The sequence below is a fragment of the Kitasatospora sp. NPDC127111 genome, assembly GCF_042677465.1.
In the GTDB taxonomy this organism is placed as follows: domain Bacteria; phylum Actinomycetota; class Actinomycetes; order Streptomycetales; family Streptomycetaceae; genus Kitasatospora.
Window position 1 is genome coordinate 40,877 of sequence record NZ_JBHXTG010000006.1, and the last position, 17,264, is coordinate 58,140.

The following is a 17,264-nucleotide window of genomic DNA, read 5'->3' on the forward strand; positions in this document are numbered from 1 at the left end:
ATCAGCCCGCCACCGGGTGACCGATGAAGTCGCCGATCAGCCCGGCCAGGGCGTCCGGCTCCTCGAACTGGAGGGCGTGGCCGGTGTCCAGTTCGTGGACCCGCAGGTCCTCGTGGGCGGTCAGGAACGCGTGGACCCGGGCGTTGTCGACCAGCTTGTCGCGGGTGCCGAACACCGCCAGGACGGGGACGGGGCCGATGGCGGCGTAGTCCTTCTCCGAGCGGACGGCGATGTCCTCCCAGGCGTCGATCGTGCCCACGGTCACCCGCAGCAGCCGCAGCTCGTCGGCGTCGATGAACTCCCGCCACTCCTCGCGGTCGGTGAAGTCGGGGGTCCGCAGCGGGATCTGGATGAAGGCGCGGGTCGGCTCGGGGGTCAGGCCGAGCTCCTCGACGACGGTCAGGGCGGCGTCGATGGAGCGGTCGAGCACGTCGCCGTACCGGTCGGTGAAGAAGAAGCCGGGCGAGGTCATGACCACGCTGCTGATCACGTCCTGGCCGGCGAGGCCGGCCGCGACGACCGTGGCGACCTGGGCGCCGAAGCACCAGCCGGCCAGGTGGACCCGGTCGTAGGAGCCCTTCAGGTGGCGCAGCAGGTTGGCGATGTCCTCGACCGCGAGCTGACCGGAGGGGATGTGGCCGCGGCCGGCGTTGAGGCCGGAGCCGCGCAGGTCGACGGCGGCGAACGCGGTGTCGGGCAGCCGGCCGAGGCGGGTGCCCAGCGGCGCCTGCCAGGCGGAGTGGCTCATGCCGCCGTGCAGCATGACGACGAGGTCCGCGGCCCGGTCGGGGCCCCACACACGGTAGTGGGTGCGGTAGCCGTCGGGCTGCTCGAAGCTGAGCACCTGCTCGGTGGCGGGGTCGTGGGTGGTGGTCATCGCTTCGGGGTGTCCTTTCCGGGGGTGTCGGTCGAAAGCGGTTCGGTGAGGGCGGGCAGGCCGGTGGTCGCGTACGCCCGGAGTTCGGCCTCGACGGCGCGCAGCTCGTCGGTGGTGCCGAGGACGGCGCCCTCGGGGTCGGCGGCGATCTGGCCCAGCACGGCCGTGTGGAGCCGGGCGAGGGCCTCGGTGACCGGCTGCGCGAGCAGGCGGCCGTCGGCGTTGACGGTCAGTTCGAGCCGGGCCTGGCTGATGTCCCGGCCGACGTTGACCAGGAACGGCGCGTCGGTGTGCTCGAACCAGCGGACGTCGGTGATGAGTGCGCCGCCGTCGGCCGCCTCGGCGTAGGCCGGGAACTCGGTGTAGTTGAAGAGCGCCGGGAAGAGCTCCTCGCGCCCGGCGTCGTGGGCGATGGCGGAGGTCGGGTAGCGGCGGTGCGGCAGGGCGCGGGCCTCCGCCCGGAACACCTCCTCGATCAGCTCCGGCCAGGTCCGTCCGGCCAGCAGGGCCCGGTGCGGCTGGAAGTTGAGGAACATGCCGGTCATCCGCTCGGCGCCTTCCGCCTCCGGACGGCCGTGGGTGAAGACACCGGTGACGAGGTCCGCCTCGCCGGTGACCAGGGCCAGCGCGCGCAGGTGGGCGGCGAGCATCAGGTGCTTCAACGGGTAGCCGACCTGCCGGGCGATCTCGCGCAGCCGTTCCTCCCGGGCCTCCGGCACGGTGACGGTCCACTCCGTCCAGCGCCGGCCGGTGCCGTCGGGCCGGAAGCCGGGCAGCACCGTCCCCGCGTGGTCCCGCAGGACGTCGCGCCAGAAGGCGCGGGACTGCTGCGCGTCGCGGGCCGCGAGCTCGGCCCGGACGAAGTCGCGGTAGGCGGGCACGGGCGGGTTGGACCCGGACGGGGCCGGCTCGCCCTCGGCGCCCGGCTGCGGGGCGGTGCCGGTGACGGCGGCCGCGTACGAGGTGAGCAGGTCGCGGATGAGCAGGGAGAGGCTCCAGCCGTCGACGACGGCGTGGTGGAAGCCGAGCGAGAGGACGAAGGCCTCCGGTCCGGTCCGGTGCGCGGCGAAGCGGATCAGCCCGGGGCGGTCCCAGGCGAAGCCCGAACCGCGCTCGCGCTCGAACCACTCGTCGGCGGCGTCCGGGCGTCCGGTGGCGTCGACGACGGTGAGGTCGGGTTCCACGGCGGCGTGGACGTGCTGGAGCGGCAGCGGGTCGGCGTCCAGGAGGAAGGCCGTCCGCAGGGTCGGGCAGGAGTCGGTCATGGCCCGCAGCGCCGTGCGCAGCGCCGCCTCGTCCAGCGGGAGCTCGACGGTGTAGGCGAAGACGTCGTGGTACGCGGACTGGGCCGGGTCGCGGCGGGTGGCCTCGATCATCCGCAGCTGCATGGCGGTGGCGGGGTAGGCGTCCTCGACGCCGTCCGGCAGGGCCGCCGGCGCCGGGGCGGCCGCGGCCGGCTGTGCGCCGGCCTCCTCGCCGCCGTCGGCCCGCGCGGTGGCCGCGTCCGGGTGGCTCTCCAGGCGCAGGGCCAGGGCGCGGGCGGTCCGCGACTCGATCACGTCCCGCAGGACGGCCGCCGGGAACAGCTTGCGGAGCTTGGCGAGGACGCGGATCGAGGTGATGGAGTCGACCCCGGCGTCCAGGTAGTTGGCGTCCACGGCCAGGGTGCCGGCGCCGAGGGCGGTGGCGATGATCTCGGCGACCGCCGTCTCCGACCGCGCGGTGCGCTCCTGCGGCGCGGCGCCCGAAGCCACCGGCGCCGGCTCGGGCCGCGCCACGCCCGCCGTGAGCGACTCCAGGGCGGCCAGGTAGCCGTCCACGAAGCCCTCGACGACGCTGGTCTTGATCCGGCCGGGGTCGTGGCAGACGTCCAGCCGCAGCACGCCGTCGAACTGGTCCTGGTGGACGTGCACGGTCATCGGGAAGCTGGTCAGCTCGAAGTACCGCGCGCCGTCGATCCGGACGCCGCCGTCGGCCGGGGAGCCCTCGTCCGCCTCGGCGTAGGCGTGGAAGTCGGTGTAGTTGAACACCACGTCGAACTGCGGCCCGCCGAGGAGGCGTTCGATCTCCGCGAGCGGGAGGCGTCGGTGCGGGACGATCGCCCGCTCGGTCGCGAAGACCGCGCCGACCAGCTCCGGACCCGGCGTCTCCGGCACCTCGACGGGGAACGGCAGGGTGTTCAGGAACAGGCCCACCATCTCGGTGCCGCCCGGGAGTTCGGGGCGCCCGTGGCCGACCAGGCCCGTGATCAGGCGGGCGCCTCCGGTGAGGTCGGCCAGGGCCGCGCAGTGCGCCGCCAGGTGGACCGACTTCGCCGGCACACCGAACTCGGCGGCGAACCTCCGTACCCGGTCCGCGAGGTCGGCCGGGACGGTCCGCTCGACGGTCGCCGTCTCGACCGACCCGTCCGGCTGCGGGCCGGCCGGCCGGGTGGCGGGGAACCCGGCGAGCAGCCGCTGCCAGGCCTCCCGGTCCGCCTCGCTCGCCAGGCTCGCCCGCTCCAGCGCCACGTACGTCCCGTAGCCGGGCTCGCGGACGGCCGGAGCCTCGGCGGGTTCCGGCCGGCCGGCGAGCAGGGCCGCGTACCGGCGGCGGATCTCGGCGACCACGAGGGCCACGCTCCAGCCGTCGAGGATCAGGTGGTGGAACGAGACGCCGAGGTTCAGCCGCTCCGGCCCCCGCAGGTGGACGCGGAAGCGCAGCGGCGGACGGGACAGGTCGAAGGGGCGGAGCTTCTCCCGCTCGACCCACTCGGCGACGGCCCGGTCCTGCTCCGCGGGGTCGAGGCCGGTGAGGTCCGTGACCTCCACCTCGACGTCGGCCCGCGTCGACACGATCTGCAGCGGCTCGCCGTACTCGTCCAGGTCGAAGCGGGAGCGGAGCTGGGGGTGGCGGGCGACCGTCGCCGCGACCGCCCGGCGGAGCAGCTCGGGCCGGGCCGCGCCGGCGAACTCGTAGTCGAAGATGTCGTGGTAGACCGGCGAGTCCTCGTCGAGCAGCGAGTGGTAGATCATGCCGGACTGGAGCCTGGTGAGCGGCCACGCGTCCTCGGCGTCGGCGGGCAGCACGTCCCGGTCGGCGGGGGAGAGCAGCGCGAACGGCTCCACCGGGGCCTCCTCCGGGGCGGCCGGGTCGCGTTCGGTCAGCGCGGTGGCGAGTTCGGCGACGGTGGGGTGGGCGATCACGTCACGCAGGTCGACGGCCCAGCCGGCCTCGCGCAGCCGGGCGGCGACCCGCAGGGCGAGGATGGAGTCGCCGCCGAGGGCGAAGAACCGGTCGTCGGCGCCGACCGCCGGCACGCCGAGGACCTCGCGCCAGACCCGGGCCACCTCGTGCTGGCGGACGCCGCTGAGCCGCGCGGCGACGCGGTCCGCCGCGCCGGCGGCGACCGGGTCGGGCAGGGCGCGCCGGTCCAGCTTGCCGTTCGGGGTGGTGGGCAGGTCGGGGACGGCGACCAGGTACTGCGGGACGAGGAACTCGGGCAGCCGGCCGCGCAGGGCGGACCGCAGGCCCTCCTGGTCGAGGGGCGGCGTGACGGACCCGTCCGCGCCCGCGCCCTCGGGGCCGGCACCGGTCGCGGCCGGGACGACGTACGCCGCGAGCGCCTGGGCGGCGCCGGTGGTGTGCACGATCACGGCGGCGTCCTTGACCCCCGGCAGGCCGCGCAGCACCGCCGCGACCTCGTCCGGTTCGACGCGCAGCCCGCGCAGCTTGACCTGGTTGTCGATGCGCCCGAGGTACTGGATCTGCCCGTCGGGCAGGAAGCGCGCGAGGTCGCCGGTGCGGTAGAGCCGGGCGTCCGGCCCGGTGCCGTACGGGTCGGTGACGAACACCTTCGCGGACAGCTCGTCGCGCCGGTGGTAGCCGGCCGCGACGGCCACCCCGCCGATGCACAACTCGCCCGGCACGCCGACGGGTTGCAGGGTCAGATCGCGGTCCATGACGTACAGCCGGACGTTCGCGATCGGCTTGCCGATCGGCACCACCTGGCCGGGGTAGTCCAGGGTGCAGGGCCAGTGCGACACGTCGATCGCGGCCTCGGTCGGCCCGTAGAGGTTGTGCAGTTCGCAGTCGAGCGCCTCGGCGAACACCTCCAGGGTGCGGCGCGGCAGCGCCTCCCCGCTGCAGACCACCCGGCGCAGCGAGCCGCAGTGCTCGGCCAGCTGCTCCGCCTCCAGGAAGACGTTCAGCATCGACGGGACGAAGTGCACCGTGGTGACGCGGTGGTCGCGGATGGTGCGCTTCAGGTACTCGGGGTCCCGGTGCCCGCCGGGCTCGGCGACGACGATCGCCGCACCGAACATCAGCGGCCAGAAGAACTCCCAGACGGACACGTCGAAGCTGTACGGGGTCTTCTGCAGGACCTTGTCGTCGCCGGTGAGGCCGAACGCGTCCTGCATCCAGAGGAGCCGGTTGGCCAGCGAGTCGTGCCGGTTGATCACGCCCTTGGGCTGCCCGGTGGAGCCCGAGGTGTAGATCATGTAGACCGGCGAGTCCGGGCGCAGCTCGCGCACGGGGTCGGTGTCGTCGGCCCGGTCGGTGGCGGGGTCCGGCAGCACCAGGACCGTGGTGCCGGCGTCGTCGAGTGCGGCGCGGTGCCGCTCCTGGGTGAGGATCAGCGGGAGCGCGGCGTCCTGGATCATGAACTCGATCCGGGCGCGCGGGTAGTCCGGGTCGATCGGCACGTAGGCGTAGCCCGCCTTGACGATCGCCAGCAGCGCGACCACCATCTCGACGGAGCGCTCCATGTAGACGCCGATGAACGGGCCGGTCCCGGTCCCCGCGCCGTCGAGCCGGGCGCGCAGGGTCCGGGCGACCTGGTTGGCCCGGCGGTTCAGCAGGTCGTAGGTGAGCAGCTGTCCGCCGTACTCCACGGCGACGGCGTCCGGGTTGCGGCGGACCCGTTCCTCGATCAGGTCGACGACCGTGCCGGGCGGGTACTCGGTGGCGGTGTCGTTCCAGACGTCGAGGATCAGCCGCTCCTCGTCCTCGCCGAGCATCGACGGCTTGCCGACCGGGGCGTCGAGGGCGGTGGCGAGCGCCTTGAGGAGGCGCGCGTAGTTGCCGAGCAGCCGCTCGGCGGTCTCCGGGTCGAACAGGTCCGTGTTGAACTCGATCTCGAACTCGTAGTCGTCCCCGGTCTGCCCGACGTAGAGCATGAGGTCGAACTTGGCGGCGGTCCGGCGCACCGGGCGGTACCGGGCGGACACCGCGGGGCCGAGGTCGAGGTCCGGCTGGGGGCCGAGGAGGGTCAGCATGGTCTGGAAGACCGGGTTGTGGTTGACGGCCCGCTCGGCGCCGAGCGCCTCCAGCACCTTCGGGTACGGGGCGTCGCCGTCGTCGAGCAGCCGGTCGGTGGCCTCCTGGGCCGCGCCGAGCAGGTCGCGGAAGGTGGTGGCGTCGCGGTCGACCGGCAGGTGGAGCGGCAGGGTGTTGACGTAGCAGCCGACCACGTCCAGGTCCTCGGCGGACGGCCGGTTCAGCACGGTGGTGCCGATCGCGAACCCGTCCTGTCCGGTGTACCGGTTGAGCAGGACGGCGTAGGCGGCCAGGAAGACCGGGAACGCCGTCGCCCGGCACTCGCGCCGGCCCGCCTCCAGCAGCGGCTCCACGTCGGAGCGCGGGACGGTGAGCGTGCGGCTGCTGCCCCGGAAGGTCTGGCGGGCCGGCCGCGGCCGGTCCAGCGGCATGCCGAGCAGGTCCGGGCTGTGCGCCAGGGACTGCCGCCAGGCCTCGATCTGCTCGGCGTACTCGCCCCGCTCGAACGCGGCCCGGCTCCGGCGCACGTAGTCACGGAAGGTGGTGGCCGGCGCGGTGCGCACGGCCGGGGCGCCGGTCCCGGCGATCGCCCGGACGTCCTCGCCGATCTCGGTCAGCAGCAGCCGCAGGCTCCAGTCGTCGACGGCGATGTGATGGGCCGTCAGGGCGAGCAGCCACCGGTCGTCGGGCAGGGCCACCAGGAGGGCGCGCAGCAGCGGGGCGGCGCCGAGGTCGAACGGCCGGTGGTGGTGGTCGGCGAGGAGCCGCTCGGCGTCGGCCTCGGCGTCGGCGGGCGCGAGTGCGCGCAGATCGGCGAAGTGCAGGGCGTCCGGAGCGTCCGGGGCCGGCGCGAGGACCTCGGCGCGCGGCCGGCCGTCCGGGCCGGTGAGGTATCTGGTCCGCAGCGCCTCGTGGCGTTCGACGGCCGCCCGCACGGCGGTGCGCACGGCGGCCGGATCGACCGCGCCGGTCAGCTCGAAGGCCAGCGACTCGTTGTACGCGGGCTCGTCCGGACGGGCGAGGTGCTGGAACAGCCAGAGGCTTTCCTGGGTGTAGGAGAGGAAACCGTCGTCGTGCGGATCAGGGCTCATGATCATGATTCCATCTGTTGCGAACGGGCTGGCGTGTTTGCCGGAGACGTGGGAGACCCGGGGTGAGGCCGGGGCACGGGGCCGGAGGGTGGCGGCGCCGGGATCGGCACGGCCACCGGGCGTCGGGGCCGGGCCGGGTGGTGCGGTGCGGCCCGTCGGGGCGGGGCCGGGCCGGAACGAGCGGGGTGGGGCGGACCGGCGGGCGTCGGGGCCGGGGGCGTGAGGGCGTGCCGGTGCACCGGGCGGCGGCGGCTGCGGCCGCCCGGGCCCGTACGGCGGTTCGGGGCTGCCCGGCGGCCTACTCGGCCGGCCGCGCCTCGAACGGGTCCAGGACCTCGTCGAAGGCACCCAGCAGACCGTCCAGGGTGGCCGGTCGGGCGGTGGCCGCCGGATCCGGCTCCGTGGTGACCACGATGCAGTCGGCCGCCTTCCGGGCCAGCCGCACCGCCGTCTCGGCGTCCTCGGCGTGCACGATCACATGGCCGCAGCGGTCCTCCGACCAGCGCAACTCGCCGACGACGGACCCGGGTTCCACACTCACGACGGCCCGGACCACGCCCTCCATGCGCTGCGCCCGCGCCAGCCCCTCCACCGAGACGACCGTTCCGGGCTCGGCGGTGAGGAAGCGGACCGCCGCCGCGCCGCGTGCCGGGTGCAGGTCCGCCAGCGGCGCCCCGGTCCCGGCGAGCCGGTAGGTGGCCTCCTCCAGGTCCACACCGTGGACCATGCGCACCAGGTCGTTGATGAAGTCGCCGCCACGCCGGCAGTGCGACTCGACGATCCGCGGCCCCTCGGCCGTGAGGATCATCTCGGTGTGCGAGGGCCCGTCCTGCAGACCGACGGCGTCGAGCAGATCGATCGTCAGATCGCGGATCGCGTCGAGCTGTTCGGCGGGGAACGGCGCCGGCACCACGTGGCCGAGCTCCACCACACCGGAGTCGGTGTCCTTCGCGGTCACCGCCACCACCGTGTGCCGGCCCGCCTCCGAGAACGCCTCGACGCTCAACTCGGGCCCCACCAAGAGCTTTTCGACCAGGAAGTCGCCGATGCCGAACTCCTCGCACCAGGCCCAGACCTCGTCGACCTCCTCGGCGGAGCGCACCGGACGGACGCCCAGGCTGCCCGACCCCTTGGTCGGCTTGACGATCGCGGCACCGTGCGCGGCGACGAATTCCGCCAGCTGCTCGCGGGTGGGATTCACCGCGAAAGGCACCGCCGCGATCCCCCGCTCGTTCAGCAGCGCGCGCATCGCGGACTTGTCGTGCAGCAGCCGCGTCGTCCGGGCGCCGTTGCCCTGGAGTCCCAGCAGGTCGACCAGATGGCCGCCGACCAGCTGCGCCGCCTCGGACTGCGTCACGACCCGGGCGAACGGCCGCACCTCGTGCAGGGCCCGGGCCAGGGCGACCACGGTCGGCACCTGTTGGTAGTCGACCAGCAGCAATTGCGAGCAGTGCGGAATGACCGCCGGATCGAATTGCGAAGGCTTCTGTGCGTAGACGACGTCGACGCCGGCCGGGCCGGCCTTGCTGACGAGTCGAATGCTGTCGCCAATAACCAGAACGCGCGGTTTCGCCATTGAAACAATCCCCCACTGGTTATGAACAATTCACCGCGGCGCCGATTCACAGCGCCGCAAGACGATCGCGCCGTTTCGCCCCGGCGCGTCGGGCGCAGCCGTGCGCCGACCGCCCGCACCGGTCGCCGTCCCCACGGCTCCCGGCGCAAACGGCCGACGTCACAAGCTGTTTGACCTACCAGCCCCGGCGCCTGCCCGGCGCCGGGGGGCGGCCGGAACAACGGGCAGGTCCGCCGCGCGGCGCGCCGCACACCCGCCCGTTCATTCCGCCTCCCCCAATTGGCCCGACGCCGGTCCGCTGCGTGCTCGACCGGATCGTCGGAGCGCTCTGCCGGTGTGGTGTCCCGCAGAGCCGTCCCTCGGCACCTCGGCTGCTCGGTGCCTCCGTCAGCATTCCGGTGAACCTTCGGCCCGTCAAGTCCCTGACGACCTCTCCAGCCACAGTTCTCCCACGATTAACCGGTAAGCGAGTACGGGGTGCCGGCGCCGATAGCGAACGCCTTCACCGCCATGAGCCGCCGCGTGGCCCGGAATTGAGCCGCTGACGTACCCGTCGCCCTCCCGCCGGGTCCGGACGTCCACGCACGACGCAGGCAGCGGTGGCCGCTTCAGGACATGGAGGCTCCGCAGGCTTCCGGCGGGACCGGTCCCGGCGAAATCAGGACATGGCCTTTTGTGGCCATGTCCGCAAAAGGCCATACCCTTTCGGTTTCGAGGGCCGGAGCGCCCGGAGCCGAGTGCGCCGCAGGCGGAATTCGTCGCTACCGCAGGACGGACTCCACCATGACGCCGCAGGGCGTCGAATCGGCGGTGTCGCCGTCCTCCAGGGGTTCGCGCACCACGGACGACCGGCTGGAGGCGTCGCGCCTCACCGCTCCGGTGCCGGCTGACGGTCCCTGGGCCCGGCTGGCTGTCGTGGTGTCCCACCGGTGCGCTCGCACTGCTGCCGCTCCACGCGGCGGGCGGCCCGCCGATCCATGCTCGGACCGGTCCGGGCACGGCGAGAGCGGCCTGGACCGATGCCGAGCCACCCGCCGGACGGCCACCCGCCGGCCCGAAGCCACCCGCCGGACGGCCACCCGCCGGCCCGAAGCCACCCGCCGGACGGCACCCGCCCGCCCGAAGCCACCGGCCGGACGGCACCCGCCGGCCCGAAGCCACCCGCCCGCCGAGCGCGGGCCACCCCCGGTCGGACCGGGCGGCCGAGAGCGCATGCCCGGCCGATGCGTTAGACCGGCGTGGGCGGGCAGGCGTGAGAGTGGGCCCGCGAGCGGGGCCTCCTGGCGGGGCCCGACCGACACCGGGCACCCGCCAGGTCCCGGGACAGAGGTCCCGGGGATAGGAAGGATCACGGTGCACACCGGTGAGGGCGGGCCGCTGGGCCCGGCGATGGCGGAACTCCTGGAGGCCGCGCACCGGGCCGGGCCGCGGGACGTTCCGGGCCTGGTCTGGCAGGCCGGGCGAAGGATCGGCGTCAGCCACGCCTGGATCTACCTCGCGGACGTCCAGCAGGAGAAGCTGGTCGCCCTCCCCAGACCGGACGCGCCGAGTCAGGCCCTGGCGGGCGCGCCGCCGGATTCGGACACGGTGGACATCGACGGCTCGCTCGCCGGGCGCGCGTACCGGACCGAAACCCTTCAGGTCGGTTCCGGGCCGATCCGCGCCGGTGCCGGTCCCGGCCCGGACGGGGACGCCGAGGACGCGCCGGTGCCGCCCACCGGCACGGTCGCCTGGCTGCCGCTGGTGGACGGCATCGGGCGGATCGGCGTGCTCCGCGTGGCCGCTCCGGCCCTGGACGACCGCCTCCTGGCCGACTGCCGCACGCTGGCGTCCGCGGTGGCACTGCTGATCGCGACGAAGACCCTGTTCAGCGACGTCCTCGTCCAGACGGTGCGCAGCCGTCGGATGACCTTGCAGGCCGAACTGCTCTGGGCGTTCGTGCCACCCCGCACCATCGGGACCCACCGGGTGACCTCCAGCGCGGTCCTGGAACCGGCCTACGACATCGGTGGTGACGCCTTCGACCACAACCTGGCCGGCAACGGCCTCCACCTCACCCTGGTCGACGCGATGGGCCACGACCTGGCCGCCGGCGGCTGCAGCGCCGTCGCCCTGGCCGCCTGCCGCTCCACCCGGCGCGGCGGCGGCACCCTCCCCGACATCGCCGACACCATCGAAGCCGCCATGGCGCGCTGGATCCCCGACCGCCTCCTCACCTGTGTCATCGCCGACCTCGACACCGTCACCGGCCGCCTGACGTGGATCAACTGCGGGCATCCCGCCCCCCTGTTGATCCGCGACCGCCGCATCGTCGACCACGCCCTCGAACGCCGCCCCCACCTCCCGCTCGGCGTGTCCGCGGCTTTCCACGCGCACCGGGCCGAGCTCCACACCGCCCAGCTGGAACCCGGCGACCGGATCCTCCTGTACTCCGACGGCGTCACCGAGGCGCGCGGCGTCGACGGCGAACTCTTCGGCGAACACCGCCTCGCCGACACCGTCGTCCGAGCCATGGCCGACGGCCTGCCCGCGCCCGAGGCGCTGCGCCGCCTCATGCTGCGGATCCTCGCGCACCAGGAGCACCGGCTGCGCGACGACGCCACCATCCTGCTCACCGAATGGCACCCTGACGGCTGACCCCGGAGGGGACGGCTGATCGGAGGGGCCGGCTGATCCGGAGGGACGGCTGACCGGGAGCGCGGCCGGGCGCCGGGGTCGGTGGCACCACAGTCCGTTGTCAGGAGGCCGTCGGCTCGTTGTGGGCCCGGCCGGCGCGGCGACCCAGGACGGTGAGCCGGTCGACCGGGCCGCCGCGGGGGTGCCGGGCCGCCGCCCGGACCCCGGACACGCCGTGCTCCGGGGCTCCTCCGGCCGACGGCAGCATCCGCGCCGTCAGACCGAGCAGCCGGTCCGTGGTGGCCGGCGCGACCCCGTGGGCGAGCACGGCCGCCTTGGCGAGCGGGGTCAGCACCAGTTCGCGGCGGCCGTCCTCGACCGCCCGGACGATCCGGCGCGCCGCCCGCCCGGCGTCCATCGACACCAGCGGCAGCGACGCGGCGGTGGCGAACCAGGCGTACTCGTCGGCGGCCTGCCCGGCGAACTCGGCGGCGGTGTGCGAGCCGGTGCGCATCAGCCCCGGCAGCACGGTGGTGACCCGGATCCCGTACTGGGCCAGCTCCGCGCCGAGCCCCTCCGAGAACCCGGTGAGCGCGAACTTGGCGGTCACGTACGGCAGCAGGTGCGGCGCCGGGATCCGGCCGCCGATGGAGCCGATCATGACGATCGAGCCCGCGCCGCGGGCCCGCATCGAGGGCAGCACCGCCTGGACCAGCCGCAGCGGCGCCATGAGCATCAGCTCGTGCGCCCGCCGGAAGTCCTGCTCCTGCATCGCCGAGACCGGGCCCACCTGGATCAGGCCGGCGTTGTTGACCAACACGTCGACGTCGGCTCCGAAGCGGTCCCGCACGGCGTCGAGCAGGAGGTTCGGTGACTGCGGGGCCGTCAGGTCGCACGCCGTGGCGGCCACCTCGCCGGCGCGGCCGCCCAGGCGCCGCAGGGCCCGCTCCAGCGCGAGCTCGTCGCGGCCGCAGAGCATCACCCGGCAGCCGCGGTTCGCGAGTTCGCCCGCGAGCAGCAGGCCCAGGCCCCGGGAGGAGCCGGTCACCAGGGCCGTCCGTCCGCTCAGGACGCTCGGGCCACGCCTCGGGCCACGCCTCGTGTCGCGCTTCGTGTCGTGCCTCGGGGCGCGCATGGATTCGCGCATGGGGCGCTCCCTCCTCCGGTCGAGGACCTCCGAACCGGCGTCTGTCCGGTGCGGCCTCCGCCAAACGCCCCGGTGACCGGGACGCCCGCCCGGCCGGGGCGCGTGATCAGCCGGGTCCGGCGGCCCCGGGCCGGGAACGGCCGGTCCAGGCGAGCAGCCGTTCGCGCGGCCACGTCGTGACCAGCCGGTCCGGCCCGAGGCCGAGCCGCGCCGCGCGGGCGTACCCGGAGGTGTGCCAGTGCAGCTGCTCCGGGGCGTGGGCGTCGGTGTCCACGGCGAACAGGCAGCCGGCGTCGGCCGCGAGGCGCAGCAGGTCGTCGGGCGGGTCGCGGCGCTCGGGGCGGCAGTTGATCTCCACCGCGGTCCCCGACTCGGCACAGGCCGTGAACACGGCCTCGGCGTCGAAGCGGGACTGCGGCCTGCCGCGCCCGGTGACGATCCGGCCCGTGCAGTGCCCGAGGACGTCGGCCAGCGGGTTGCGCACCGCAGCCACCATCCGGGCGGTCATCGGTTCCGGTTCCGCGCGCAGCTTCGAGTGGACGGAGACCACCACGACGTCGAGCTGACCGAGCAGGTCCGGCTCCTGGTCCAGCGAACCGTCCTCCAGGATGTCGCACTCGATCCCGGTCAACAGCCGGAAGGCCCCGTCCCCGGCGTTGCAGGCCGCGACCACGGCGAGTTGGCGGCGCAGGCGTTCGGCGCTCAGACCGTGGGCGATCGTCAGCCGCGGAGAGTGGTCGGTGAGCACGGCCCAGCGGTGCCCGAGCGCGCGGGCGGCCTCGGCCATCTCCTCGATCGGGTGCCCGCCGTCGGACCAGTCGGAGTGCAGGTGGCAGTCGCCGCACGCCGCGGCCGCCAGCTCCCAGCCGGCCCGCCCGGCCGGCCCGGCCCGCTCCTCCAGGCGGGCGAGGTAGGAGGGCGTGGCGCCGGCCGCCGCCTGGGCGATCACCTCGGCGGTGACCGGGCCGACGCCCCGCAGCTCCCGGGCCCGGGCGGCGTCCACCGGACCGGGCGGCAGGCTCCGGGCCGCGTCGGCCGCCGTGTGGAAGGCCCGCACCCGGTACGGGGAGGCGCCGCACCACTCGAGGAGGAAGGCGATCCGCCGCAGGGCTTCGATCGGGTCCATGGCCGGATCACGCGTCCGTCCGGCGTGGGCGGACGGACGCCGGAGGCGCGCCCTCGTCCTCGTCGTCCTTCCCGGCCCCGCCCGCGTCCTCGCCTTCGTCCTGGTCGTCCTCGCCCTCGTCGTCCTCGTCCTCGTCCTGGTCGTCCTGGTCGTCCTCGAAACCGACGTCGACGCGCTCCTCCGGGCGCCGTTCCTCCTGCTGTGCGATGGACTCCAGGACCTCCTCGTCCGCCGCGGTGAGCGGTGGCTGCAGGATGCTCCGCGGCCACAGCCGCCGCCGCAGGACGACGTTGGTCTCGGCGGCGTACACGGTGACCTGGGCGGCCAGGTAGAGCCAGGAGAGCAGGCCGATCACGGTCGCGAAGAAGCCGTAGATCGCGGTGGCGTGGCGCAGTTGGTGGGCGACCAGGAGGGCACCGAAGGCCTGCAGGACGGTGAACAAGGGCCCGGCGATCAGGCATCCGGGCACCAGCGCGCGGGTGGGAACGGCCTTGGGCGTGAGGATGCGGAAGCAGGCCAGGCACAGGGCGGTGTTGACCAGGGCGGACAGGACGAGGCCGCCGATGCGGGCGGCCACCCCGCCGAGCGTGGTGGCGACGAGCGTGGCGGCGGCGGTCGCCAGCAGCAGGCCGACGGCGAGGGTGACGAACAGCAGCAGGCTGCGCGCCAGGCGCGGGAAGTAGCCGGGGCGGACGACGCCGGGCACGTTCCACACCTCCGCCATGGCGTGCTGGAGGACCTGGGCGATGCCGAGCGCGCCGTACGTCAGGCCGGCCAGGGCGACGACGAGGGCGAGGCCGCTGCCCTGCACGGTGTGGACGTTCTCACGGAGCTGGTCGCCGATGACGGGGAAGTCCGCGAGCGCGGAGTCGACGACGGCCTTCTGCGCCCCGGGACTTCCGTGCAGGACGAAGCTGAGGACGGTACTGAGCAGGAGCAGCAGCGGGATGAGGGCGACGAAGCCGTAGTAGGTGATCAGGGCCGCGAGCAGGCCGCCCCGGTCGTCCCCGTACTTCTTGACCACGCCGACGACCATCCCCGGCGCGGTGCGGCGCTGTTGGGCGCGGTCGAGAGCGCGGAGGGCGCGTTCGACGGGGTTCATGACGGTCTCCCTTGTCGTCAAGGCCGCGAGCCGGAACTCGTCCGCAGCGCGCCTACCCAGCGCGCCGTGGACCACCGGCCGGAATACGGCCGCACCGCACCAGGGACCACGGCCGCACCGCGGCAGGACCACGGCCGGATCGCGGTCGCACCGGCGGTCCCCGGACCGGGGTCCCGGACCCGGGCGCCAGGGTGTGTCGTTCGCGGCGGGCGGGGTAGGCGGAGTGGTCGTCGAACCGGATCGGACGTGTGAAACCGATCCGTCGCCTTTATGCGGGGAAATGGTCATGAAGAATGCGAAGCTTGCCGTTGCGGTGGCTGCGGGCTACCTCCTCGGGCGCTGGCACAAGGCCCGGTGGGCGTTGGCCCTGGCAGGTATGGCGGCGGGGAAGAAACTGAGTGCCAATCCCGGAGTGCTCGTCGGGGAGCTCATGGAATCGTCACCACAGCTGCGCCACCTGGCGGACGGCGTGCGGGGCGAGTTGAAGGAAGCGGGCAAGAAGGCCGCCGTCGCGGCGGCGAGCAACCGGATGGAGGCGCTGACCGACCGCCTGCAGCAGCGTACGGACGCCCTGCGCGAGGGCCGCGGCGGAACGGGCGGAACGGACGAACCGGAGGCGGAGGAAGAACCGGAGACGGAGGAGGAGTACGAGGAGGAGAACGGCGAACAGGAGGAGGAGCAGGAGAAGCCGGCGGCGCGCCGGCCGTCCCGTAGTGGGACGTCGAGTGCCGGCGGCGCTGCCAAGCGCGCCTCCGCCGCCACCAAGCGGACGGCGTCGTCCGCGTCCGGTACCGCCGCGAAGACCGCGTCGAGGACTGCGTCCAAGGCCGCGTCCAAGACCGGGGCCGGGACCGCGTCGAGGACTGCGTCCAAGGCCGCGTCCAAGACCGACGCCGGGACCGCGTCCAAGACGGCGTCGAGCCGGGCGTCCGGCGGTGGCACGGCGCGCAAGGCGGCGTCGGGCGGTACGGCGCGCAAGGCGGCCTCGGGCGGCACGGCGCGCACCGCGACACGGCCGGCCGCGAAGAAGACCGCGGGCAAGGCCCCGGCGAAGAAGACGGCGGCGCCGCGCAAGAGCACGGCGGCCGCGAAGAAGACGGCGTCCTCGTCGTCCGCGCGGAAGGCGACGGGCAGCACACCGGCCCGTAAGAGCGCCGGCACGCGGACATCGGCGCGCAGGCAGGGGTGACCCAGATGGCCAGGCAGTCTGATCAGCGGAACGCCGGGCTGGGCGGTGCGCTCGAGGCGCTGCCCACCGACCGGTTGATGGAACAGTCCCGCGAGTTGATGTCGGTGCTGGCGGAGCGGGCGGTCGCGGTGGCGACCGACAAGGTCGGGGACGTCACCGACCGGCTCGTCGACTACGTGGAGAGCGGCGGCAGCGGCCACGGGGGCGGCGACGGCAAGCCGTCGATGGCGAAGACGCTGCTCGGGGTGGGCGCCGCCGGAGTGAAGCAGGCCGTGGCCGGCAAGCTCGGCGGGGGCGGCAAGGGCGGCGGAGGCGGCGGAAAGAAGATCAAGGTCACCAACATCGTGGAGGGGATCGACGTCGGTGTCCCGGTCCGGGTCGCGTACAACCAGTGGACCCAGTTCCAGGACTTCCCGAAGTACACCAAGCGCCTCGAACGGGTCGAGCAGACGTCGGAGGAGAAGCTCACCTGGAAGGCCGGGATCTTCCTCTCGCACCGCACCTGGGAGTCGACGATCGTCGAACAGGTACCGGACGAGCTGATCGTGTGGCGTTCCAAGGGCGACAAGGGCTCGGCCGACGGCACGGTGACGTTCCACGAGCTCGCACCCAACCTCACGCGGATCCTCCTGGTGCTGGAGTACCGACCGCAGGGCTTGTTCGAGCGGACCGGCAACCTGTGGCGGGCCCAGGGACGGCGCGTGCGTCTGGAGCTCAAGCACTTCCGCCGCCACGTGATGACGCGGACGATCCTCGACCCGGACGGGGTGGAGGGCTGGCGCGGCGAGATCCGCGACGGCGAGGTCGTGCGCTCCCACGAGGAGGCCATGGAGGAGGAGCAGGGCGAGGGCGGCGAAGAGTCGCAGGAGCCGGAGGACGAGTACGACGAGGAGCAGCCGGAGGACGACGAGGAGCAGCCGCAGGACGAGGACGACGAGGAGCAGCCGCAGGACGAGGACGACGAGGAGGAGTACGACGACGGGGGCGAGGAGGAGGAGGACCGCGAAGCGGACGAGGAGGACTACGGCGAGGACGCGTACGCCGACGGGGAGGAGCTCCCCGCGGAGGAGGACGAGGCGGACTGGGACGAGGAGGACCGGGACGACGAGGACCGCGACGACGAGGACAGCGACGAGGAGGACCGCGAGGAGGAGGACAGCGACGAGGAGCCCCAGGACGAGTACGACGACGAGTACGACGACGACGAGTACGAGAACGAGAACGACGAGGAGCCCGCCCGGCGCGGCTCCCGGCGCGAGCTAGCACGGAGCAGGTGAGACC

General features: G+C 74.1%; 9 protein-coding genes. 3 read left to right on the top strand and 6 right to left on the bottom strand.

Annotated elements, in window-relative coordinates; translation table 11 throughout:
* Window position 1: 1 nt before the first annotated feature.
* From ACFVHB_RS05865 to ACFVHB_RS05875, 3 genes are all read right to left on the bottom strand, one after another.
* Window positions 2-877 carry an alpha/beta fold hydrolase gene (locus ACFVHB_RS05865; protein ID WP_380315693.1) on the bottom strand — a complete coding sequence of 292 codons (876 nt, stop codon included), beginning with the start codon at window positions 875-877 and terminating at the stop codon, window positions 2-4.
* Window positions 874-7,227, bottom strand: coding sequence for an amino acid adenylation domain-containing protein (locus tag ACFVHB_RS05870; RefSeq protein ID WP_380315696.1), 6,354 nt, complete (start codon window positions 7,225-7,227; stop codon window positions 874-876). The genes ACFVHB_RS05865 and ACFVHB_RS05870 overlap by 4 nt, the downstream gene beginning before the upstream one ends.
* A 298-nt stretch (window positions 7,228-7,525) precedes the next feature.
* A complete protein-coding gene (locus ACFVHB_RS05875) occupies window positions 7,526-8,803 on the bottom strand; it encodes an ATP-grasp domain-containing protein (RefSeq protein ID WP_380315699.1) in 1,278 nt (425 codons plus the stop codon).
* 1,353 nt (window positions 8,804-10,156) lie between these two features.
* On the opposite strand from ACFVHB_RS05875, the gene ACFVHB_RS05880 reads away from it, so the two are divergent.
* Complete coding sequence (locus ACFVHB_RS05880) at window positions 10,157-11,440, top strand: PP2C family protein-serine/threonine phosphatase (protein WP_380315702.1); 1,284 nt, start codon at window positions 10,157-10,159, stop codon at window positions 11,438-11,440.
* A 100-nt stretch (window positions 11,441-11,540) separates the two neighbouring features.
* Here ACFVHB_RS05880 and ACFVHB_RS05885 read toward each other — a convergent pair whose 3' ends face one another.
* From ACFVHB_RS05885 to ACFVHB_RS05895, 3 genes are all read right to left on the bottom strand, one after another.
* Window positions 11,541-12,467, bottom strand: a complete 927-nt coding sequence (locus ACFVHB_RS05885; protein ID WP_380315705.1) for an SDR family NAD(P)-dependent oxidoreductase — start codon at window positions 12,465-12,467, stop codon at window positions 11,541-11,543.
* 205 nt (window positions 12,468-12,672) lie between these two features.
* Window positions 12,673-13,692, bottom strand: a complete 1,020-nt coding sequence (locus ACFVHB_RS05890; protein WP_380315708.1) for a PHP domain-containing protein — start codon at window positions 13,690-13,692, stop codon at window positions 12,673-12,675.
* 7 nt (window positions 13,693-13,699) lie between these two features.
* Window positions 13,700-14,794, bottom strand: a complete 1,095-nt coding sequence (locus ACFVHB_RS05895) for a YihY/virulence factor BrkB family protein (RefSeq protein ID WP_380315711.1) — start codon at window positions 14,792-14,794, stop codon at window positions 13,700-13,702.
* 223 nt (window positions 14,795-15,017) lie between these two features.
* Between ACFVHB_RS05895 and ACFVHB_RS05900 the strand changes: the two genes are divergently transcribed.
* Together ACFVHB_RS05900 and ACFVHB_RS05905 are read left to right on the top strand one after the other, a co-directional pair.
* Window positions 15,018-15,983, top strand: a complete 966-nt coding sequence (locus tag ACFVHB_RS05900) for a hypothetical protein (RefSeq protein ID WP_380315714.1) — start codon at window positions 15,018-15,020, stop codon at window positions 15,981-15,983.
* Between the two features lie 5 nt (window positions 15,984-15,988).
* Window positions 15,989-17,260: an SRPBCC family protein gene (locus ACFVHB_RS05905; RefSeq protein WP_380315717.1), complete on the top strand. Its 1,272-nt coding sequence runs from the start codon at window positions 15,989-15,991 to the stop codon at window positions 17,258-17,260.
* Window positions 17,261-17,264: the final 4 nt, after the last annotated feature.